Below are 22,209 nucleotides of genomic sequence, written 5' to 3' on the forward strand. Positions count from 1 at the left end.
TTTTACCATAATCCGCTCTCCCCTTTGCTCAGCCTGCGGACAGCCAGATTGGCGCCTAAAATAAGCAGAAGTCCGACAAGCGATTTGAACAAGCCGATCGCCGCCGTATAGCTGTACTGAAACTGCTGAAGTCCGACCCGATAGACGTACGTGTCGATGACATCGCCGGTGTCGATCGTAACCGGGTTAAGCAAATTAATGATTTGTTCGAAATTCGCGCTTAAAAATCCGCCCAAGCTTAAAATAAACATGATGGCGATCGTGGGCATGATCGACGGAATATTGATTTTGACCATCCGCTGCCACCGGTTCGCGCCGTCGATGATGGCCGACTCCTGCAGCTCCGGATTGATTCCCGTCAAAGCGGCGAAATAGATGATCGAGCCCCAGCCGAGATCCTTCAGAATGGCGGAAGCCACAATGATCGGGCGGAAATATTCCTTCTTGCCCATGTAGAAGACGGGCTCCTGCCCGAACCATCCCGCGATCTCGGCGACGACGCCGGAGGTCGGAGATAGAAAATAAATGACAAGACCGGACATAATGACCCAGGATACGAAATGGGGCAAATACATCGTCGTCTGAATAAACCGCTGAAAATACCGGGAGCGGATCTCGTTCAGCAGCAGCGCCAAAACAATCGGCGCCGGAAAGGCGAAGAGGAGCAGGTACAGGTTGAGCAGCAGCGTGTTTTTCAGCAGCCGGTAAAAGTCGTTGTTCTGAAACAAATCGATAAAATGCTGGAGCCCTACCCATGGACTTCCCCAAATCCCGTCCACGACCCGGAAATCTTTGAATGCGATGACGACGCCATACAGCGGACCGTACTTGAAGAGGAAGAAAAACAAAAAGGAAAACAAAAACAGCGCGAGCAGCTCTCCGTGTTTGCGTATCGTTTTCATGCTACACTTCCTTGAAGGCCGCTCCGTGAGCTCCGCAAGAGGCGTTTTTCGGCTCTTGCGAAGCCGCGGAATCGGATTAATTTTTGAATTGCGCCTGGTACATCTCGTTCGCTTCTTTGGTCAGCTCTTCTCCGCCGCGCGAGTTCCACTCCGTTACGAACTTGTCGAAATCATCAAGCGGAATTTCCCCGCTAATCATTTGCGCGAAGTACTTTTGCATGAGCGAGGTCAGATCAGCCTTGTATTTGCCGTCCGAAGGCAGCGCCGAGAACAACAGCGCGTCGGTCAAATTCGGAGCCGAGGAATAGGTTTTAATCGCTTCGTTCAGCGCCGGATTGGAATATTTTTCACGGTATGCCTGCGTCGTAATGTTGCCGAGCGAGAAGAGACGAATGCCCTGCTGGTCCCGCTCCTCCTGTTTCTCGAAGCCTGCCAAAAACTTGGTGGCGCCGGATGCGGCCCCGCTCTCGGCGAAGTCCCAATGGACGCCCTTCTCTCCAAGGCTGGTGCGGTTGATCGTTTCTTCGTCGCTGCTTTGCGCCTGCAAAATTTCGAACAGCTTCTCCAGCTTCTCCGGCTGGTCCTTCACCTTGTTGCCGATGACGATAAAATTGCTCTTTACGCCCCAATCCCATGAACCGTGTCCTCCGGGACCTTGCGGATTCCTGGCGAACGCCAGCTCCGCCTCGGGATTAAGCGACTTCATCTCGGTTACCGTTGCAGATTCAGGCAGCGCGGCTTTGGCGATCTGCTCCTCGATGACGCCGATCCTGCCGTTATACAGCTTCTTGCGGTACGAGTCCTGCGTATCGGTAATAAACTCAGGGTCGATAACGCCATCGGCGTACCATTGACGAAGCTTAGCCAAAGCTTCCTTCGTCTCGGGCATGACCGAGCCGTTCACGATTTCCCCGTTCTTCTCATGCCACATCGTCGGTTCTACGCCGAACGCTCCAAAGATGGAATAGAAGCCGGAGGACCAGGTGGACGTCGCCGTGCCGGTCAAGCCGTACGTGTCCTTTTGGCCGTTCTGGTCCGGATCCTTCTGCGCAAAGGCGTACACGGCCTGTTCGAATTCGTCCAGCGTTTCCGGAACCTTCGTAATGCCGACGTTGTCCAGCCAATCCTTGCGCCACAGCATCGCCAAGTCGTACGGCTTCAAATCGATGAACATCGGGATCGCCCATAGCTCTTCGTCAAATGTTACCGTCTGGAACAGCTTGCTGTTCTTTTCGATATCCGCGTAATATTCGGGCATCTTCTCCCTCAGCATGCCCGGATCGATGCTCATGAGGACGCCCTGGTTCTGGTATGCCGCTACGTTGGCGGGATCGCCCAGCATAAAGATGTCGGGAATATCACCGGAGGCGATGCTGGCGTCCGTTACCTTCACCGGCTTGATCTTTACATTGAATTTATCCTCAAGCCACTTCTGAACCGGCGTGTCCTCGACAACCCCGGCCGCCTGGAAGTGGATGCCCCATGTAATCTCCACAGGCTCCGCAGCCTGCTCGCCGTTTGCCGCGCTGGGGCTTACGCTCGCGTTTGGATCCGTTTCCGTGTTATTGGTATTTGAGCCCGAGCTGCAGCCGGCCAGCAAGCCTGCCGTCACGAGAAGCGCCGTAATCGCGCTGGCCATTGTCTTTCGTCTCATGTGCAATCCCCCTAATGATTCGATAATAGAAATACCGCATTCTGGTTTGCGCTGTCACCCGGCCGGGTTTTTGAGAGCGGTTACAGGTTTTACGATAACGTTCTCCCATCGGCTGCACAACCCTCTCTTTCGGTACTTTTTATGTTTTTGGCTTTGGGGGCTTCTTTTTCACGGTTATGTTTTTCTCTTTTTTGTATGTTTTTCGAGCTTCCGCTATCCGCCAATCGCATCTGTGGTATAATCCCCGTATTAGCTTTTACTCGGAAATGTAAGCGCAATCAAAGATGGAGGGGGCATTGATGATGCCGGTATACCGATCGATCAAGCACAATACGATGTTCGTCAAGCTGCTGCTTTCGATGACCGCCATTGCCGTAATCACCGTCATACTAATTGCGACAGTCACTTACAAAATTTCGGCCGACAACAGCGTTCAGAACGCGATCTCGTACAACGAATCGATTCTGACGCAGCAGCAAGAGCTTATTCATAAGGAGCTGACCGCCATCAAATATGCGGCTGCCGGCATGATCGCGAACCAGTCCTATTTGTACAAAACGAACGGCAGCAACAAGTTGACCGTCAGCTCGCTGATCGATTTATCCCGTTTCGTGGAAGAGCAGAAAAAGATGAGTCCTTACGTCGATTCCGTCTACCTCTATTACGAGCCGCTTGAGCTTGTCTTAACGTCGCGTCCTGAGATCAAGACATCCCCTATCTCCACTTTTGCAGACCGTTCCTGGCTGGATGAATGGATGCATCCCTCTGAAAACCGCACGTTATGGTTAACCGGGCGGCCGGACGGCTTTTCGCCGGAGAGCTCCGCTTCCAGCCTGCTTCAGAAGATGCCGCTTATCGGCCAAGTGAACGGCGCGATCGTCGTCAATTTGAAGCTGGATCTCCTGTTCGACGATTATTTAAGCCATTACCACAATAAAAAAGGGGTGACCCTGGTTCTGGGGCCGAACTCCGAGCTGCTATATTCCGACGCCGATGAAGGCGAAGCCTTGCTTGAACGCGCCGACCTCGGAAAGCTGGCCTCCGGCAGCGGCTCCTACATCGACGGCTCCGACCGGATCGTCTCTTATACCACCTCCGAGCTCACCGGCTGGAAATTCGTCGATATTACCGATCGTTCCGTTCTTCTGCAAGGGATGAACCGCATTAAATTTATCGTCGTCGCCGTAGCGGCGGCCTATTTGACAGCCGCCATTGCGCTTTCCTTCTACTTGTCCCGAAGATTGTACCGGCCGCTGCAAAGCGTCATCTCCTACATCGGGGGCACGGAGGCCGGCAGGCGTGAAGGCGCCGTCACGAACCAGTCCGCGGGCGATGAAGCCGGCTTCATCCGGCAGCGGTTCGACCAGATGGTCCGCAGCTGGGAGACGCTGATGAAGGAGAAACGGCAGGTAGATACCCTCTTAACCAACAACCGCACGGCGATTAAAGAAAAATATTTAAACGATCTCCTCTTAGGCGGCAGTACGGACCAAACGGCGGAGCTGCTCGGAATCCGGCTTGATTTCGCCCGGTTTGCCGTTCTCACAATCGAACTGGAGGAGCCTTACCCGGTGAACGGACCGGACGGCATGTTCCAATTCCATCTGTTCCGTTACGGGCTTATGGAAGAGCTGGGGACCGACATCGACGGCGAAATATTTGCCAAAGACGACAAACGGACGATCATCCTTCTCTCCGTCCCGCCTGATTCGGATACATTCCCGCTAGAGCAGGCCAATAGACTGAAGCAGCTGCTGCAAAGCCGATACGGCTTGACGGTGACGATCGCGGTCAGCCGGATATTCTGCGGCGAGCAATCGGTCCGCTTGGCTTATGAAGACACGCTAGAAGCGCTGCATTTAAAAATGTACATCGGGAAAGGCGAAGTGCTGCCGTATACTATTCTTGGAGACTGGAAAACGGAAGAAGAGGCGCATTATTATCCGTACGAGCTGGAAACGAAGCTGCAGCAGGCGCTGCTGCAAACGGATAAAGAGGAATGCTTCAAGACGATCAAGCTCATCACGCGGACCGCGATGGACAAAAAGCTGAACAAAGCGAATATTCAGCAGTTGTTCTTCCAGCTGAGCGGCGAAATCGTCAAGACGCTTGTCCAGACCCGCGGCGATATGACTGCCGTATTCGGCGAACGGCCGGCATACACCGATACGCTGGCCCGAGCCGAAACGCTCCCGGACATGGAAGCGTGCCTGCTGGGCATGTGCAGCCGCATTATCGACTATCATAAAGAGAAACGGTCCAAAATGTCGGATGTTACCCTTCAGCTGGCGGCGGAGTATATGGAGGCGAACTACAATAAAAACATATCCGTCGATACGGTTGCCGAATACGTGCAGCGAAGCACCTCTTATTTAAGCCGCATTTTCAAGGAATCGACGGGGATGACGGTTGGCGATTATTTGATTCAGCTCCGGATTAAGCGAGCCATGGAGCTGCTGGAGCGGCACGGATCTTCCATCGAGGAAATTTGCGGCGAGGTCGGGTATGCAAATGTCAGCTACTTCAATAAAATATTCAAAGCCAGGACGGGGCTTACCCCCGGTCAATACCGGCAGCAGCATTCCGCGGATAAGCTGCTCGCGCATGGAAGCAAACGGACGAATCCGTAAAGCGGATTCGTCCAATAGCGAAATCGGGTGTTCGCCATCAAGCCGCGCGCATGATTGGCAATCCGCCGGATACGGACATCATTCGTTATCCGAGAAGCCGTACCGGTCCTATTAAGCCGGACGGGAATGATTGGCCGTCGTAACGGTTAGCCAAGCTGTTCGTTACGGAGACGCGCAAGACGTTTGTGCCTTGTTGGACATGCCGCCCAATGTCGAATACATACGGCTTCCACATTCGGACGCCGGCTTCCGTACCGTTTACCCATAGCCGCGCGAGCTCGTGAACGTCGCCGAGATCCAGCTGCCATTCGGTATGCCCGGATGACAGATCGAGCTCGAAGCTTTTTTCGTAACTAACCGTACCCGAATAGCGATTCATATCGCCCCACTCGGTCCATGACGTCAGCTCTTTCAAGTCGCCGAGCATCGGTCCTTCGACGACGCGCCAGCCTTCCGATAAATCCGTCAGCAGCGTCTTATGAACCTGCGCTTCTTCGCGATTGATGTGGCCCCGGCTCGGATCGACAGCGACGATCAGACACTCTCTTCGCTCTATATGAATAGGAACGCGCTTCCCCGCTTCCGAATGCTCCATCTTGGCAGGCGAGCATGCTCCCGACCAAGGGCGCCAGCATTCCGTGAGACCGGAATTGGAATCGCTTAGCTGCAATGCTCCCTCATACGCCGCTTCCCCCTCGTTCGTCATGACGTAGAAATAAATGCCGTTTTTTTCGACTCGGCTGATCCGAATGGAAGCCGCAGCGGGATCTAGTGCGAATGGCCTGCCAAGCCTGCCGTTCAGCAGATCAGGAATATGCGTTTCGTTCTGCACCACGATTTGGCCAATGTCTGTCGCGGTCCGCCCGGCCTCAGCCAGCTCGATCACGAATCCGCCCTGCGCGGCAAACGTTTCCAGCCGGTTCCAAGCGGCAGGCGAGAGGCGGTGTCCCTCCTCGATTAATACCGCGCTATAGCGATAACCGGCAATCTCGATCGTCCCGTCTTTGATTCGGCATGAGGAGTCTGCAAGCAGCCCCTCCTCCAAATAATTGAATTCGACCTGAGACTCATAAAGAGGCCTTACGATTTGCCACGGCAGGAATGCCTCCCCTGCCATTACAGCGACCCTCGCGCTGTTTATAGAGTCGGTCATCAGCCAGCTCATTCTTTTGATATACCTGGAGAATGCCGCATACTCCGGCCACCAGATATTATGCGGTCCGACATCGGGCGGCCTCTCGTCTCTTCGTTCGCCGCGGATGGAATAATAGAAAGCGTGCGGGCTGATGAGATTGACACCACGGACGAATAACCAGTCCAAATACCACTTCATATTGTCGGCGCTCAGCGACCAGCCGCCCTCCGCGCCGCAGACGCCGAAGCATTCATTCAAATTACGCCGTCTGCCTAGGTGGCGCGCGGCATCCGATGAGCATTTGCCCATCGTGCTGTGAACGCCAGCCAGAGCTTTATCCCCTTCGGGCGCAATAAACCACCAGACGACATCTTGTCCGGGAATATGAAAGTGATGAAGCAGCCCGATGTCATCGCTCCCCGCCGGATGTCCGGTGAGACTTATGCCGTGCGCTTCGCACCAATCGGCAAGCGGCTTATAATAGGTTCGCGCCATCCGGTTCCGAATCATCGCTTCATAAGCCTCTCGGACTCGGGCTGCTGTGTCTCCGGCATGAAACCAGAGCGAAGGCAGCTCCTCTTCCCTGCAGCCGCCCGCAAGAAATTCGTCCATAAATCCCCGTGTCCACGGCTTTATCCCCTTCTTATGACCGCGTCCAAGCAGATCCGGCTCGTCGGTAAACATGGCAAATATCGTTGTCCCAAAGTAACGGCTTAATCTCCCGTAATATTTTTCATGGGTGAGCGATATAAAGGCTTGTACCGCATCCGGATTAAGCAGGTCGGCCGCTAGCGGAGCGTCGGGCTCGCCGTCATCCTGCCCTTGATGCACGCCGCGTATCGTGCCGTAGGAGGGCGTCTCGATGAACAACAGAATCGACCAGCTGCCGGCGTCCGGCGGCGTGAACGCCAGTCCGTCCTTCTCATAGTCGAGCACGCGCACGCTCCCTGCGTCGTATGCGCCGGCGGAAAGCTTGCGGACGGCTTGAGCCGACACAAGCGTCTCCCCGGGCAGCAAGGTGAAGGGAATCCGTTCGGAGCTGCCGCTCGCTTCACAAGGATATTCTCTTAATTCCAATCCGCGGCTGGCATAATTCGGATTTTGCCTCACGACCATGCCGCAAGCCGAGCCGGAGGGATACATCCCTTCATCATATAAAATAACCCGCATGCCCAGCCTCTCGGCTTCGGCAACGGCTGCTTCCACCATGTCCAAATACGCCTCCGACAAGTAAGGCATCGTATGCGGCATCCCCATCCGGGGATGGATCACAAAGCCGCCGACTTCCTTCGCATGAAAATCGTGAATTTGCCGAATGAGCTCTTCCTTCTGCAGCTCATCGTTCCAAAACCAAAACGGAACCGGACTGAACTCGGCCGGAGGATGAACAAACTGCCCTTTTAAACGCTCTAGCTCGCTCACATTTGGCACCTCGCTTCAACGAATGTCCCTCTATTTTTATTACTCTAAAAGATTTGCGAGTTCAGATCGACTCTAAATCTTGCTCGAATTGCACGAAAAGTCGTTAATCTTGCGCAGAACATCCGAACGAATTAAAAAAGAGGAAGGCGTTAGTTACTCCCTCCCCTCCACTTGCCTATTTCAGGTTAACGATCAGATGAACCGACTCTGCGCGGTTAGCGTTTTTGAGCGGCGCAAACCTGTTGTCTCCGACTCCTTTAATCCAGCCGCGCTCAGCGGCAGCAGCAATGTAGGACTGGGCCCACCCCGGAATATCATCGGTATCGGCAAAGCTTGGCTTGTCATCGGGAGCCGGAACGATTCCCTGCGATTTGACGAGGATCGACGCCATTTCGGCCCGGCTGATGAGTTTGTCCGCTTGGAAAGATCCGTCCGCATAGCCTGCGATCATATCGGCGTTTACGGCTGCCGCGATATAACCTTCCGCCCAAGCCGGAATACGGTCGGCATCCGTGAAATGCAGCTTCGACTCCGCGGGAATCGGCAGCTCGAGAGAGCGCACAAGCATCGTCACGAATTCCGCCCTCGTCACTTGCTTCTGCGGACGGAAGGTTTGATCGCTGTAGCCGTTGATCCAGCCGCGCTGTACCGCTTCAAGAATAGACGCCTCCGCCCAGTGGCCGGCAATATCCTTAAACTTGATATCGGACGACACTTGAACTTTCGTTTTCATCTCAACCATGTCTAATGCGGAGTCGACCAGCTTGATTCCATGTAAAGTGAAACTAGACGGGCTCCCCGTCATCCGTTCAAATGTAAAAGTGGCCAGCACGGCTTCTCCTTTAATCCCTTTCACGTTTCCAACCTTGGAATGCGCGAACAGAATATCCCCTTCTTCAACGATCGGATCGATCGTAAACCCCGGGACGGGACTGTCCGCCTCCACAAATCGCATATGCTTCGGATCGAACTGGAGATTGAACTGATAGGCGTACAGATCGGATAATCGCTGACCCTTCACCTCAATCATCACTTTGGATTCCCGATTCGTCGCTTTCAGACGGAAGACCGGCTCATTAGCCGCATGCAGCGAGCCGGGAAACCACAGCGATAATAACAATAACGCCGTTAAGAAGAGCAAGGGTTGTTTTCTAAGCTTGACCATGTCGAGGTATCTTCCTTTCATGAGGGAAGAGGAAGGAGCTTTCCTCTCCTTCCTCCCGCCTTCCATGTGATCGAATCGGTTCGGTTAGTCTTCCAAGCTCCAGTCTGTCAAGATCATCCGCGCGACGGCAGCCAGAACGCGAATATTGATTTCGCCTTCGTCGAACAGGTCGGCCTTCGCGATTTCGCTCCAGCTCGGATCCTCCGAAGTGACGCCGAAGTACTTCGCAATGATGGACAGATCCCGGATCGTAATTTGCGTTTGTCCTTCCACCAAGCTGATGAAACGGGCAAGGAACTGCTGAATCGCGGCGTTCAGCGCTCCGGTTGCCGCGTCAACCTGCGACTGCGAGGCATAATGGTTGACGATAACCGCGTTCGCCGCGTTAATGGCGGCCTGCAGCTCGGCTTTCGAGCCAGCCTCGTATTTGCCGATTTTATTGCCTTCCACCGCCTTGGCCAGATGCGCCTGAGCGGAAGCAATCGCTTGTTCAAGCGCCGATTTATCCGATTGGACCGGCGTTTGGCCGATGGACAATGAATGGTAGGCCTCGGCAATGTTCACGATGCCCGCCATGCCGTCGCGTGATACTTCGAATTTCGTGAGCGACGTGGACGCGTTCCCCAGCTGCGTGTCCGCTTTCACCTTGCCGCGCAGAATGAATAAGTCGGAGCCGGCCGTCACCGCGTTCCCTTCGCCTTCGCTTATGGCGATAACGCGGATTTGACCTTCGGCCGGACGCACGGCTGTAGCAATGACGTGCAGCTTGTCGCGTCCGGCTGCAATCGCGCTCTCCGCGAGCGACGCCGAGCCGTTCTCGCCGGCGGTCGTCTCGAACTCAAGCTTCGAAGGATCGTACTGGACGATGACGTCCATCGCGGTAAACCCTTCATTAACTTGGGATACGCCGACCTTAAGCTCGATCGGCTGACCCGGATACGCAGATCCCTGGCCGGTAACGGCTGCCTTTGCCCAATGCTCGCCCGGCGGCTGCCCCGTATCCTCCACGGTCACGAAGGCGGAAAGCGGAATGTTCAGCTCCTTCACGAGCCTTGCGACCATCTCGGAAACTTTAATCGCGCCGTTCATCTGCAGATGCGTGTTGTCCTCTTTTCCGTCTACCCACATGAAGATGTCTTTTGTGCCTTCCGGTCCAAGCTCCTGGAAGTATTCCCAGCTGGCCTGATTGAGGTCAACGAGCAGCGTACCGGTTTCTTGCGCTGTTTCCTTCATCGCCTGCACATATTCAGGGAAGCTCTTGTTCAAGGTGTCGCCGGTGAAGTCGCGCCTGTTCACCGGTGTCACCAGAACAGGGGTCGCCCCTCTTTGTACGGCGCCGTCAATATACGCTTTCAAATAAACTTTGAACTGCTCCGGAGTCAGGTAGCGCTCAGGACGCGACGGCGTGGAGTCGTTATGGGACCACTGCATGAACAGGTAATCCCCTTCATGGATGTCGAGCAGAATATCGTTCAGATGCCCGCCAACCAGGAACGTTTTGCTGCTCAGCCCGCCGATGGCCCGGTTATCGATGCCGACCTTCTCCAAGTCGAAATAATCGTCCAGCGTCTCGCCCCATCCGGCCTGCGGACGATAGCCTTCCGCGTAATTCGCGACAGTCGAATCGCTCGCCAAATAAATGACCGGTTTGTCGCCCGCTCCGTTCTCAGGCAGGCGTTCAAGCTTCAGCGCGTTGATCTTCGGCGTATTGCCCGAGAATTCAAAGTTGAATACCCCGTCGATCAATGCAAGGTCATAAGAAATTTCTTTAATTTCTCCTGCCGGAACGGTCGCGTTCGGCACTTTATTCATCTGCTCCGCGACTACGCCGGCGTTCGTGGCTTCCTGCGAATCGCCGATCGTCATCGTGACGCGGTAATTGGCCGGCTCCATTTCCACTAGGAAGGACGTGCCGTTCACGCGAGTGAAATCCTCTGTCAGCGCGTTGCCGGTGTCGCGGTTCTCATCCTGCGTAAGGGAGGTATCGGCAAAACCATAGCCGTTCCCTTCTACATAGGCTCGCTTGGCGTCGACCTTAATATAGCCTTCAGCCGCGTCTCCGGAGCCAAAATCAAACCTGTACTCGGTTACCGGTTGAGGAGGCTCGCTTGTCAGCGACGCCATGGCGACAGTCAGCATATGAAACGCATGATCGATCTGCGCTTGAGCCGCTTCTGTGCCGATAATCGCTTCGGCAGCCGCCAAAGCCCGGTTCAGCACGGCTTTCGATTGCTCCGTATAGGACGACAGATCGAGCGCCTTCGCCTCATCATACAGCGCCACCAATGCGGTCTGATCGGCGGAAGCAGGAGGCAGCGTCGTTCCTTCGATCCGCACATTATCGATTTGCGTCGTCCAGTTGAGCGTGCCGCCGCCTCCCTTTCTCGTGCCGAGGAAGCGCAGCGCTCTTACATTATCGGCGTAAGCCGTTCCCGCGCTCATCGGAATATCCTCAATCGTCTGGGTGACGCTCGAATCCGCCAAGCTGGTCAACGTCAAATCGATTGTTTTCTCGGCAAAATTTATCGAGGCGTCAACGTTGACCCATTGGTTTTTCGGAATCGTCGTGGTCAATCCGCCTGGAATAGCCGTTGTTCCCGTACCGTAATCGGGCGCGTAATGACCTGGAAAATAACCGATTGTCGTGCCCGTGCCGCTTGTCGTGTACAAGGTTAAGATCAAGTTTTCGTTCGCGTCCTGCAGCGACAAGTGTCCTTCGGACGGGAAAGCCCCGACGTTGCCGGTATGCCAGTCGAAGCTGACGTCCACAATGTCGCCGCCAACCGCATCGAATATTCGGAACACCTTCGCGCGGTTTCCGGAGCCGGAGCCGGCAACGTTCAGCAGCTTGTTCCCGTTCTGCTCCATGACCGTTCCCGCCATCGTTCCCGCAATGCCGGTGGCGTTCACCATCGCGTATTGAACGGCGTTCGGATCGCCTTCGAAGTCTTCCTCATAGATCGGGTTCTCCGGCTCCGGCTCAGGTTCCTCAAGATCCGGATCGATCACATACGGAGAAAGGCTCAGATTCATCTCTTTGACCGCTCCGGCAACCAGTCCGGCAATCACCTGCGCGCCGTAGCCGCTGAAATGCGTATTATCGTTTACGCCGTTCGGATATTTCGGATATTCGCCCGGATTCGCGTAAAGGAAAATATCCTCCGTCGCCGCCAAGCCTACTTTGTTGTAGTGCGCGATGCTCAGCCGGCTCAAATCGATCAGCTGCACGTCAAGCGCTTCCGCCACTTGCTTCGCGGCCTCTACGTACTCAGGGAAGCTTACGTTAAATTCCTGCGTGATCAGGTTGAAATCCCGGCGTCCTACCGGCGTAAGCAGCACCGGCTCCGCGCCGCGCTGTCTGGCGCCGTTCACATAGCGGGCCAGATATGTTTTATAATCTTCCGGCGAAGCGTAACGTTCCGGAATGCCGGCGCTGGCGTCATTATGGCCGAACGAGATGAAGAAGAAGTCTCCCGGCTTGATCTCGCGCAATATCGTATCCAAGCGGCCGTCGACCATAAACGATTTGCTGCTTCTGCCGCCGATTGAATGGTTCCGGACGACTACGCCATTCGCGAAATAACGGCCGAACTGCTGGCCCCAGCCTTGCTGCGGCGCCTGCATCTCGCTGTACGACTGCATGGTCGAATCGCCGGCCATGTAGATGGTCGCAGAAGCGCCAGGCGACTTGGCCGGATACTTCTCTATGATCAACTCCTGCACGTGAATGGCCGTGCCGGAGAAGATAAATTCCAATTGGCCGTCTACCAGCGCAACGTCATAGGAATAGACCAAAGGCTTACCCTTTGGCACGCTTGTGACTGCAAGCTTTTGCACGAATTCGGATTTGATACCGGCGCTTCCGTCCTGCGCGTCATCGCCAAGCTTGACCGTTACCTTATAATTGGCATTCGGCAGGTCGACGGCGAATTTGGCGTTCTCCGGCAAGGTCACGCCGCTTGCGTTCACGGTAATGCCGCTTGCGCTCTCAAAGCCGTAGCCCGTTTCCGCGGAATAAACCGTATTCTGCACGGCTGTTGTGCCGGCTGCGGCTTCCGTGCCGAAGTCAAAGCGGTAAACCTGCTCCGGAGCTTCCCCTCCGCCGGCGAGATCCAGATCCGCTTTCGGAAATGCCGTCGCTTCCGCGCCGATATAAAAGCCCGTATGCGGCGGCTGATTGTAGCCCACGTTCTGCCAGGCGACGCCAAGCCGGTATACGGGATCCTGCATCAGCGCCGGAATCCGGTATGCCGTAGGAATGGTCGTCGTGTACAGCCTGTATTCCGTGCTGTCTTCGTTACGGAGCAGGAGCTCCTCGCGCCAGTCGCCCACGATATCCGCTTGAACCGCCGGATTCCCTTTGGTGTGATTGTTCGTCAAGGCGCCGGTAGCCCGGAAAATTTCATTCAGCTTCTTATTCTCGTAATCCCACTTATAAACGACCGGAATCCCTTTGGCCGCGCTGTTATCCCAGACGTGGTCGAACAGCTCCCGCTGCAGGTCTCCGTCCCACCAAATCGCGAAGTTCGCGCTTTTCGGAGCTTCGTCCCCTTCATAGATCACGTCTCCGTCAGCCGAAAACACGCGGGTAACCGGCTCCATCTGCCCGTCGACGATCGTGGAAGCCCACGACTCGTAGCCTGGATAATTCGGGTCGATATCCGCCGACATGCCGCGTCCGGTGTCTATGCCCGTATGTTCGCCCCAAATAATTGCTCCGGTCGCGGCGTCGCGCATCTCGATACCGTACTCGGCGCCGGAATGCTCGTGCACGCTTAGCACCTGATAGCCGTCCCGGTTCGGATTCAGTTTGCCGGCATGCATCGCATCGCCGTGGCCGAGTCCGGTGCTGTACATGACGGTTCCGTCGTCGTCGATCGCGAGGGCCCCGTACATCATTTCATCTTTGCCGTCCGCATCGACATCAAGAACGCTAATCCCGTGATTGCCCTGTCCCTCGTACTGCTTGCCGGCTGTATTCGTATCGAAGACCCAACGCTTCACCAGCTCGCCGCCAACATAGTCATAAGCAGCCAGCACGGTGCGAGTGTAGTAGCCGCGGGCCATCACGACGCTCGGATTCGCGCCGTCCAAATAAGCGACGGCCGCAAGGAAACGGTCGACGCGATTGCCGTAGCCGTCGCCCCACGCCCCCACATCGCCTCTCGGAACCTCGTAATTCACGGTAGATTTGGCTTCGCCGGTTTGGCCGTCGAACAGCGTGAGATATTCCGGTCCCGACAAAATATAGCCGCCTTCGTTGCGGTAATCCTTGGTACCGTCTCCAATCACGCTGCCTTTGCCGTCCTTTGTTCCGTCCGCCGTCTTGACGATGACCTCCGCTTTGCCGTCGCCGTCCATGTCGTACACCATTAATTGCGTATAGTGCGCGCCGGCGCGGATATTCACGCCCAAATCAATACGCCAGAGCTTCGTTCCGTCCAGCTCGACCGCATCGATGAGGACATTGCCGGTATAGCCGGCCTGCGAATTGTCCTTCGCGTTGGTGGGGTTCCAAAGAAAGACGATTTCGTACTCTCCGTCTCCATCCACGTCGGCCACGGAAGCGTCGCTGGCCGTATACGAATAATTGCCGCCATCCTTCGTCCGTCCGTCGGCCGGCTTATCCAGCGGAATCGGCAAATAATCGTTATGCCACACCGAAGCCGTCTCCGGCTGCATTTCCTCTTTCCCGTTTATGACGGTAGAAATCTGATATTGCGAGCTATCGAAGCCCGTCGTGTCCAAATAGTTCGTAACGTCGCCGAGGGGCGCCGCGTTAACCTTGAATCCGTTTTTGTACACATTAAAAGCGATATCGTCCGGATCCGTATTCAAATAACGCCAGCTTAAAAAGACGCCGCCGTCGACGAGAACGGCAACCAGTCCCCGGTTCAAATAATCCCCCTGTCGGGCTGGAGAGGCGCTAGACGCATTCGCGCGGCCCGGTGCAGGCAAAGCGGCGAGCGAAAATACCATAAGGAAAGATAACAAAAAAGCGCAAACGGATTTAAATTGGCGGCGGGATACGGCTTTTGTACCCATGAACTCACTCCTCTAAAAGGTTCCAATTTTGAGCGTCATGTCTGATCCTGATGTTCGTTCAACCCTCCTTCTACCTGTCCGTTCAACCGACAAAGAAGCACAACGGCAACGAAAGCGTTTCCATCTTGTTTGAAGCGCTTTCATTTTTCGAAGACGTCACCTCCTGCCAACGATCATTTTGACACCTTTAGGTCTGTCGCCGAAGTCGTGCTCATCGTACCCCGCCATCCTCCGTCCGGTAAACCACCAGTATTGATCATCCCTGTCACTTTTGACTTGCCGCGCAATTTGATGGGCGCTAGCTACGTTTTGTATCATTTTTGATCAGGAAGAGCAAAAATGAAGGGGGAGGAAGTCTTCCGAAGCGGCATCCTTCTCCCCGTCCTCTTGTTCCTTCTTGTTCATCCAGGCGCGAAAGCAAGCTTCCAGCTCTTCATTTTCGACTCAAGAAAATATAGGCGACGCCCACGACGACGACCCACACATAAAGGGGGGGAATGTAGACCAGCGTTTGTATGGTCCGCTTGAAGAGCTCATGCCGCAGCTCGTTCGGCATAAGCGCGATCACGATCGGCAGCGGAAGAAGAAAGTAATATTGTATGGATGACCGAGGAAGGCGCTTGCCGATTAAGGCCGGTGAATAGTCTTCAGTTGCGCTTATTGTCCGTAGTTGAGATGCCCGCAATAAAAAGAGGACTTCGTCCGATGTGAAGCGGACAAAATCCTCCTAACATTTGCGAGACTATCCTGACGCAGGTTTAAACTTTGGCGCTGCGGTTTATCCTGATCGCATAACCCCTTACCCTTACCTTACCGTTAACAGGAGATGCACTCGTGAACTTAACACCAGATCTGCTATTGAAAAAAGCTTTGGCGAACCCAAGCCTAAGACCGGCTATTTTGAACAAAGGTACGATGTTCCTTTATTGCGACTACGCCGGCTTCGCTTCGCGCAACGTTTACGGCGCGGCTTGCTGCACGGTGTATAACCGATCGATCAGCGTAACGGCTAAAAGGCTGCCGTTAGAGCGGGATTTCGGTTCGAACTACGGCGAGATGATGGCGATCAGCCTTAGTCTGGAGACGCTTGCCTCCGCTTTATCGGAGCATCAGCCGAAAATCGCCGTCATTTACACCGATTGCAGCCGTATTTCCCGCATAATGGAGCAAGACCGTTTTTCGCATCCGCATGACGAGCAGGGAAGAAATGAGCTGTTAGCGGCTGCAGCCCGACTCAATCGTCGATTCCCCGATGTTGACGTTCAAATGAAGTATTTCCGCAAACATAAGCACAATAATTTTTTGCATAGATTGGCTCACAATGCGGCAAGGGAAGCTGCTTTATCAGGGGATATTAATCCGCAGCCGCCGCACGAGCAAGAAACAACGTCGAATTAATGACCAAGCTTTGTTCGGGCAGCGTCCGCCCCAAAATCCGCCAGCCCTGCTTCGTTAACTGCGATTCGTCAATCGCTTCGTACATAATTTGCTTCATCCCTTCAGCAGTGCGAACCGCTACCAAAGCATCGGGAGAAGTGCGGCTTATTTGTTCAAGAACATCCCGCTTATTTCTAACGAGACTAGCCACAAAGATTCGGCGATACGAAAGATAGTCGAACGCGGATCCGTTCACTAGGACGACCGTCACTTTCTCCTCTAAGCCCAGACGCTCGAGCAATGAGCAAGACGCTTCATAAGCCACAGGATCCATTTCCAGACAGACTACCTCAACATCTCCGAGCAGATGGAGAATAATTGCGCTAAGCGGCAATGGCCCGCTGCCTACGAACACAAACGGCCATTTCTCCAGATGACCGCTCTTCCCGGTCAACCGGCGAAGAGACGACAGCTCCTCGCTTACTAAAGCCATGTAAGTGTTCCAGCTTGGCAGCCTGGCGGCGATATCCCAAACCGTACCTTCGGTTTTGTCAAAGTTCCGCGAATCGCCCAGCTCAGCCAAAAATTCGGCTTCCGACAGCTTATCCCGCAATTTTTGATGATGCACTCGTATGTACTCATGACCAAGAACGGCCTGTATTTCCTCCGGCAAATAATAAGACCGCAGTTGAAGTGACAGCCGTTTAATGATGGCCGTAACCCGTTGATTGGCAGGGGACAGATCGATTTCCTTTTGCAGCAGCTCATTAACTTCTCGAACAAAAGCGATTAGGCTGTCAATCATTTGCATTCTTGGCGCGTTGGATTTCATAATAAGCGAACCCGTTGAGTCAACCTCCATCTTCCCAATTCCTCCTTCAGACTGCATCCATCCGACTCTTATTTCGAAATATATTCAGCCCGCCAAAGATGTAGACGGGCGCCTCTACAATTCCTTCACGCGCCAAAAGCAGCCAAAACACCACCTCTACGGAAGGTGGTGCCTTAACATCATCAAAAATATAGATTCTAAAATTACTCTAATTTATAAAAAAAAATTTGTATTCTCCTTAACCCACTCAGCGAAAGTGTACGGCTTACGTCCTGTAACTTCTTCTACTGTCGGCAAAACGGTATAAGCGGATTTAGGCGGATTAAGATGCCAATTAATCACGTAATCAATTGCGTCCTCCTGAACGCCCATTCTTCTCATCTGTTCTCGTTCTTCTTCTTCAGAACTCTCAATAAATCGAATGTTTCGTCCGATAACCTCACTAATGATCCGGACTTTATCCTGAACCGACAAACTCTCAGGTCCCGTTAAAGTATATGTTTTGCCTGCATGACCCTCCTCTGTTAGTGCAACCGCTGCAACTCTTCCTATATCAGCTTCATGAACAGAAGCAATTCGCGATCCTCCAAACAGGTCTCTCACAACCCCCTCATTACGAATCGAGTCCGCCCATTTTCGCGCATTTGCCATAAATTCAAAAGCTTGAAGCTGGGTCCACTCCAGAGCGCTCGCCTCAACCGCCCTCTCAAAAGGTCCCTTTTCTCCATTCCACAAAATAGTAACTTTGCGCACCCCAGCCTTCTCAGCAAGCTCAACAATTTCCGGTCCCGTTTGTAAAGGTGTATATTCGGCGCCCGTTGTAATCAGATGCATGCCGTTTATGCCAACCAACGCAGAAACTAACGTAGCCGGGTCACTCAAATCACCCTGGACTACCTCTACTTGACCAGGAAGATTGGCTTGCATCGGATGACGTGTCAATGCCCGTACCTTTTGTCCCTTTTGCATGAGTTGATGCACGACGTGCCGCCCTACGGTCCCCGTTGCCCCTGTTACTAATATCGTCATTTGCTTTCCTCCTCCCGTTTTTGCAACATGTGATTCATTTTTTCAGCCAAATTGAGCTTCGCTTCAGTTAAAGCATCTATTTGTTTATTAATTTCTTGCATCTTCGACTGGTATATAAGCATTAACTCTTCACAATAAACATCCTTCTCTTTATGCTCATGCCGCTCGGGATATTTGCAGAAGATAATGTCGCGAATTTGGTCCGTTGTCAGCCCTAAACCTAAATAAAGTTGAATTGTGTTTATGGATTCGATCACCTTTTCGTCATATTCCCTGTAATTATTTCGTTGACGATATGCTTTTATCAATCCCTTCTCCTCATAATAACGAATCGAACGAGCGCTAACGCCAGTTAACTTTTTCACCTTTCCAATCCTCAAAAACGATCACCTCTCAGATTTGGATCACTTCTATATTATAAAGATTTACATTAGTGTTAAGGTCAATAAAAAATGAAGGGGAAAGATTTCAAACTGCACGATAATGGAGAAAGGCTGCCGGACATCTGTCCAAAAGGAGAAGGATGCTGTCAGAGGACAGCATCCTTCGCGTATAACGCACGTATGAGGTCTTCGGCTAGGTTCCCGAAATTAAAACACGGGCGATAGCAAACAGAGCCGCCGGTTCAATTTTTTGCGCTGCTCCGGCCCTGACACGTCCGCACCGGACAATGTTAACGCGATTCGATCGTCCATCCCGGTCCAGGTCAAAGCTTGCAGAGTAACACGATGGATGATTTGGGACAAACCGTTCCCGGCTTCTTCGATCCGCCAATCGATGCAGCCATGCTCTTCCCCTCTTGATAGTACGGCTGCCGCATTCGTTTCATCCCCCGCAAGGTATAGCCCGCTAGCCGCGTTTCTCAGGCGCATATAGCCATCCTTCGTATGCTCGAGCAGCCATTTCTGTTCGTCTGCGCCGTAAGACAGCGTCGCCCCGATGACCGACTTCCCGACAGCGGCGGCATATTTCAGCGTGCCGGCATGCCGGATGCGTACGGCGGCCTCTCCTTTTTCCAGGCGCTTCGTTTCCGTTTCACCCGTCTCAAGGTCCAGCGCCAATTGATCCGCCCATTCCAGCTTCATCACGCGATCCTCCGGAATATCGAGCTTAAGGAACGCATAGGTGGACCGGTGATAATCGGAAGGGTCCCAGCGGTCTCCGATATAAAGATAAGAAGTCGTCTTCGAACCGGCTATTGGCAAAATAAACGTCGGCTGCGTATCATAGGTGGTCGCGTCGCCAAGCGGATACAGCGGCGACCATCTGCCGGTGAGGCTGTCTGCATACGCATAAGTGCCCTGATTAGGCAGCCAGCCTGTGCAGGCGGAGGAAATAAGATAATAAAGACCGTGATGCTTCACAACCGCCGGCGCTTCCCGGTACTGCCCCGGCCATAACGTTCTGACAAGCTCATCGATGCTGAGGTAATCGTCGGACAGCCTGTAAACAAGCAGATCCGCATTATCCCTTGCCGCCGAAATGAAATACGCCGTTCCGTCATCATCCTGGAACAGCGTACAATCTCTGGACATATGTCCGATCGGATTGAAGCTGCCTCGGTAGGTATAAGCGCCGTCAACCGTGTCGCTTGTGGCTACTGCGCATCTCGCGTCTTTGTAATCCCTGCCGTTCTCCCAATGCATCCACATGACGTACTTGCCGGTCTTTGCGTTGAACAGCACCTTCGGCCGTTCGATGTTCGCCCCGTTTTCCGTCGAGAACGGATTCATCTCGAGCGAAGTCCGGTAATAAATCGGTTCCGCTTCGGATTCCAGTGTAAGCACATCGCCCCGCCATTCCCATTCGGTCAGATCCGCCGACCGGTAACAGCTGACCTTGCGCCCGCCCGTACGATTTTCTCCGAACCAATAATAAAACCCGTTATCGAACAGAAACCCTCCGCCATGCGCCCGAATAGGCTGACCGTTCGTATCCATCCATTGTTTGCCGTTATCGATTGTCATAAATCGGCTCATACCGGCGCCCTCCTCTTCTCTCTACTATTAAAAACCGGTCTTCGGTATTTCTTTTGGACCTTGACTTAACGGCGACGCTTTGCCGCTGCGAATCTCGTACATGCGTTCATGCGTCCGCTTCATCGCCTCGATAAATGGCTGGTATGGCCGGTGACAGACATCAACGACTCCAATCTGATAGTTCTCCCCGTCAAAGCGGCCGAGCACCGGCTGATCGTTCCATTGAAAGTAGTGAACGCCGATCAGCTCCGGTATCGCGGCAGCCTGCTCGACGAAATATTGATAAGCCAGCCCGCGATCGGCCTGGGTCGCGACCGCCCGTATGCCGTATGCGAGCATTCCCGCATCCGCCGCGCCGAAATGAAACTCGCCGATCATGACCGGCATGTTCAGCCGTTCGCTGATCGAACGGATCTGCTCCCGATTCGGCTCCATGGCATAGCAATTTATCGAAAACACATCGAAAGCCTCGCAGCCTTCAAGCACGGCGTCGCTGCCGACCCAAGCGTATCGCATCCCCAAGTTCAAATGATGAGGGTCCGCATATTTGCAGAACCGGGCCGGCAGCTCGACATACCGGCGGATCATCATCCGGTTGAAGATAGCGAAGTCTTCCGAACGGCTCTCCGATTCCGGCCAGCAGGCAATCAGCTCCGGTTCATACAAATCATCGAAGCTGTTAAAGCTCGTTCCCCAAGCGGCATTCCACTGGTCGACGGATTTATATTTGGCATAAAGCCATTGCACGAAATGCGATTTGCTTGCAAAACGATGCGGCGACCTTAACATTTGCTCCGTTAAATCGAGGCCGTCCACGAATGCCCAATGCGGCTCATTCCGCATAAAATAACCGATCATTCGAGCGTCGTCCTTCATTGGAACAAGCTGCCTCGCAAACGCCTCGGCTTGCCTCTCGTATTCCGGACTGAACACATCCGGAAAATCCCGAAAGATTCGATGCTCCGTCGATGGAAAATCCCGCATCGGATAAACGTACGGCAGCTCCGAGCCCGCGATAAAGTCGGCGGCGGACCAGTTGCCGATCGTATTGATACCCCAACCCTTCAGCCGGCGTTCCGTTAACGCCTGCCATTTGGCTCGCCAATCCGCGCCGAATGCGCGAATCAGATTGGCAACGCCATGGCTGAAGCCTTCATTCGTCCAAGCCTCGCCGAACTTCCCTTCCTTAGGGGGAAGCGGCGGCGTGAGATGCTCCATCCCGGAGACGCGCATCGAGCCGGACGGATGAATACAATCCATTCCGGCGCTGAAGAGCGCATAGCCTTCGGGATCGACAAACCACCAGTTCTGTCCGTCGTATTCCGTCCGAAAGTAACCGGTTGCCTTATACCGCAGCCTTCTCCATCCGCCGTATCGGCCTAGCTCCGCTGAAGAAACCTCCTGCTGCTGCGAAAGCCGCCATTCGTCCTGCAAGGCGCATACAAGCTCATCCTCATCCTTCGTTTTTCCGGGCCACTCCTTCCAAGCCAGCTGGCCCAGCTCATCAATGTAGGCGGTCGGGTCATACGAAAATGCCGGCGGAGAGCTTCGCAGTGTCATACCCGATAGTTCAAACATTCTCGCGGACACCGACGGTATGGTCGAAACCTCGAACCTTTTTATAGAACACCGGTCCACAAAAGCGTCGCCTCGTAGAACGGCTTGCATAACCCCCGGATAGCGGTCCAGGAACAGCTTCTCGCCGTTTAAAGCCGATAACGGCAGGCATAAGCGTGTCAACGCCCGAGGCAAAACGCCGTAATGAACCGTAATCGTCCGGTTCTCTTCGTCCGTGAACGATAATAAGACGACCAGCACGTCATGCGATTCATGATAAATGTCGACGGTCAAATACCGGTCATCCCGCCACAGCCCCCCCGGAATATCACTGGCCTCCACATAAACGCCTCCGCCCAGCGCAGAGGTCTCAATCGCCAAAGCGTTCTCGTCCTGTACGTTCACCTGCGTATTCTTCAGCAGACGGAACGACCGAACCGGTAAATGATCATCCTCCATTTACGTATCCCTCCGAGCCGTTT

At 53.9% G+C, this 22,209-nt stretch carries 12 protein-coding genes; 2 read left to right on the forward strand and 10 right to left on the reverse strand.

The annotated features are described in order from the left end of the window. Positions 1-2 precede the first annotated feature (2 nt). Together D3P08_RS05030 and D3P08_RS05035 are read right to left on the reverse strand one after the other, a co-directional pair. Positions 3-902 (reverse strand): ABC transporter permease, encoded by a 900-nt coding sequence (locus D3P08_RS05030; protein WP_119598343.1) that lies wholly within the window; start codon positions 900-902, stop codon positions 3-5. A 76-nt stretch (positions 903-978) separates the two neighbouring features. Further along, on the reverse strand, positions 979-2,556 hold the full coding sequence (locus tag D3P08_RS05035; RefSeq protein WP_119598344.1) for an extracellular solute-binding protein: 1,578 nt from the start codon (positions 2,554-2,556) through the stop codon (positions 979-981). Positions 2,557-2,858: 302 nt separating this feature from the next. Here D3P08_RS05035 and D3P08_RS05040 point away from each other — a divergent pair, with 302 nt between their 5' ends. Further along, entirely contained in the window at positions 2,859-5,186 is a 2,328-nt protein-coding gene (locus D3P08_RS05040; RefSeq protein WP_162848364.1) for a helix-turn-helix domain-containing protein, read from the forward strand. Positions 5,187-5,271: 85 nt separating this feature from the next. On the opposite strand, the gene D3P08_RS05045 is transcribed toward D3P08_RS05040, so the two are convergent. The 3 genes from D3P08_RS05045 to D3P08_RS05055 form a co-directional block, all read right to left on the reverse strand. Then, positions 5,272-7,743 carry a glycosylhydrolase-like jelly roll fold domain-containing protein gene (locus D3P08_RS05045; protein ID WP_119598346.1) on the reverse strand — a complete coding sequence of 824 codons (2,472 nt, stop codon included), beginning with the start codon at positions 7,741-7,743 and terminating at the stop codon, positions 5,272-5,274. 175 nt (positions 7,744-7,918) lie between these two features. Next, positions 7,919-8,908, reverse strand: coding sequence for an S-layer homology domain-containing protein (locus tag D3P08_RS05050; RefSeq protein WP_162848365.1), 990 nt, complete (start codon positions 8,906-8,908; stop codon positions 7,919-7,921). Positions 8,909-8,992: 84 nt separating this feature from the next. Further along, positions 8,993-14,953, reverse strand: coding sequence for a rhamnogalacturonan lyase family protein (locus D3P08_RS05055; RefSeq protein ID WP_119598348.1), 5,961 nt, complete (start codon positions 14,951-14,953; stop codon positions 8,993-8,995). 834 nt (positions 14,954-15,787) lie between these two features. On the opposite strand from D3P08_RS05055, the gene D3P08_RS05065 reads away from it, so the two are divergent. Continuing rightward, on the forward strand, positions 15,788-16,351 hold the full coding sequence (locus tag D3P08_RS05065; protein WP_119598349.1) for a hypothetical protein: 564 nt from the start codon (positions 15,788-15,790) through the stop codon (positions 16,349-16,351). Here D3P08_RS05065 and D3P08_RS05070 read toward each other — a convergent pair. The 5 genes from D3P08_RS05070 to D3P08_RS05090 form a co-directional block, all read right to left on the reverse strand. Then, positions 16,308-17,192 carry a nicotianamine synthase family protein gene (locus D3P08_RS05070; RefSeq protein ID WP_162848366.1) on the reverse strand — a complete coding sequence of 295 codons (885 nt, stop codon included), beginning with the start codon at positions 17,190-17,192 and terminating at the stop codon, positions 16,308-16,310. The genes D3P08_RS05065 and D3P08_RS05070 overlap by 44 nt on opposite strands. A 183-nt stretch (positions 17,193-17,375) precedes the next feature. Then, on the reverse strand, positions 17,376-18,191 hold the full coding sequence (locus tag D3P08_RS05075; RefSeq protein ID WP_119598351.1) for an NmrA family NAD(P)-binding protein: 816 nt from the start codon (positions 18,189-18,191) through the stop codon (positions 17,376-17,378). Next, positions 18,188-18,556: a MerR family transcriptional regulator gene (locus D3P08_RS05080; RefSeq protein WP_240647311.1), complete on the reverse strand. Its 369-nt coding sequence runs from the start codon at positions 18,554-18,556 to the stop codon at positions 18,188-18,190. The genes D3P08_RS05075 and D3P08_RS05080 overlap by 4 nt, the downstream gene beginning before the upstream one ends. Positions 18,557-18,781: 225 nt before the next feature. Further along, positions 18,782-20,170 carry a family 43 glycosylhydrolase gene (locus tag D3P08_RS05085; RefSeq protein ID WP_119598353.1) on the reverse strand — a complete coding sequence of 463 codons (1,389 nt, stop codon included), beginning with the start codon at positions 20,168-20,170 and terminating at the stop codon, positions 18,782-18,784. Between the two features lie 27 nt (positions 20,171-20,197). Then, the gene (locus D3P08_RS05090) at positions 20,198-22,186 is read right to left on the reverse strand and encodes a beta-galactosidase (protein ID WP_119598354.1); all 1,989 of its coding nucleotides are present in this window, start codon (positions 22,184-22,186) and stop codon (positions 20,198-20,200) included. Positions 22,187-22,209: the final 23 nt, after the last annotated feature.

The sequence above is a fragment of the Paenibacillus nanensis genome (genome assembly GCF_003583765.1).
Lineage (GTDB): Bacteria > Bacillota > Bacilli > Paenibacillales > Paenibacillaceae > Pristimantibacillus > Pristimantibacillus nanensis.

Coding starts and splice junctions, on each gene's coding strand:
- D3P08_RS05085 (WP_119598353.1), bottom strand. CDS start 20,170: ATGAGCCGATTTATGACAATCGATAACGGCAAACAATGGATGGATACG.
- D3P08_RS05030 (WP_119598343.1), bottom strand. CDS start 902: ATGAAAACGATACGCAAACACGGAGAGCTGCTCGCGCTGTTTTTGTTT.
- D3P08_RS05040 (WP_162848364.1), top strand. CDS start 2,859: ATGCCGGTATACCGATCGATCAAGCACAATACGATGTTCGTCAAGCTG.
- D3P08_RS05055 (WP_119598348.1), bottom strand. CDS start 14,953: ATGGGTACAAAAGCCGTATCCCGCCGCCAATTTAAATCCGTTTGCGCT.
- D3P08_RS05050 (WP_162848365.1), bottom strand. CDS start 8,908: ATGGTCAAGCTTAGAAAACAACCCTTGCTCTTCTTAACGGCGTTATTG.
- D3P08_RS05070 (WP_162848366.1), bottom strand. CDS start 17,192: ATGGAGGTTGACTCAACGGGTTCGCTTATTATGAAATCCAACGCGCCA.
- D3P08_RS05075 (WP_119598351.1), bottom strand. CDS start 18,191: ATGACGATATTAGTAACAGGGGCAACGGGGACCGTAGGGCGGCACGTC.
- D3P08_RS05035 (WP_119598344.1), bottom strand. CDS start 2,556: ATGAGACGAAAGACAATGGCCAGCGCGATTACGGCGCTTCTCGTGACG.
- D3P08_RS05090 (WP_119598354.1), bottom strand. CDS start 22,186: ATGGAGGATGATCATTTACCGGTTCGGTCGTTCCGTCTGCTGAAGAAT.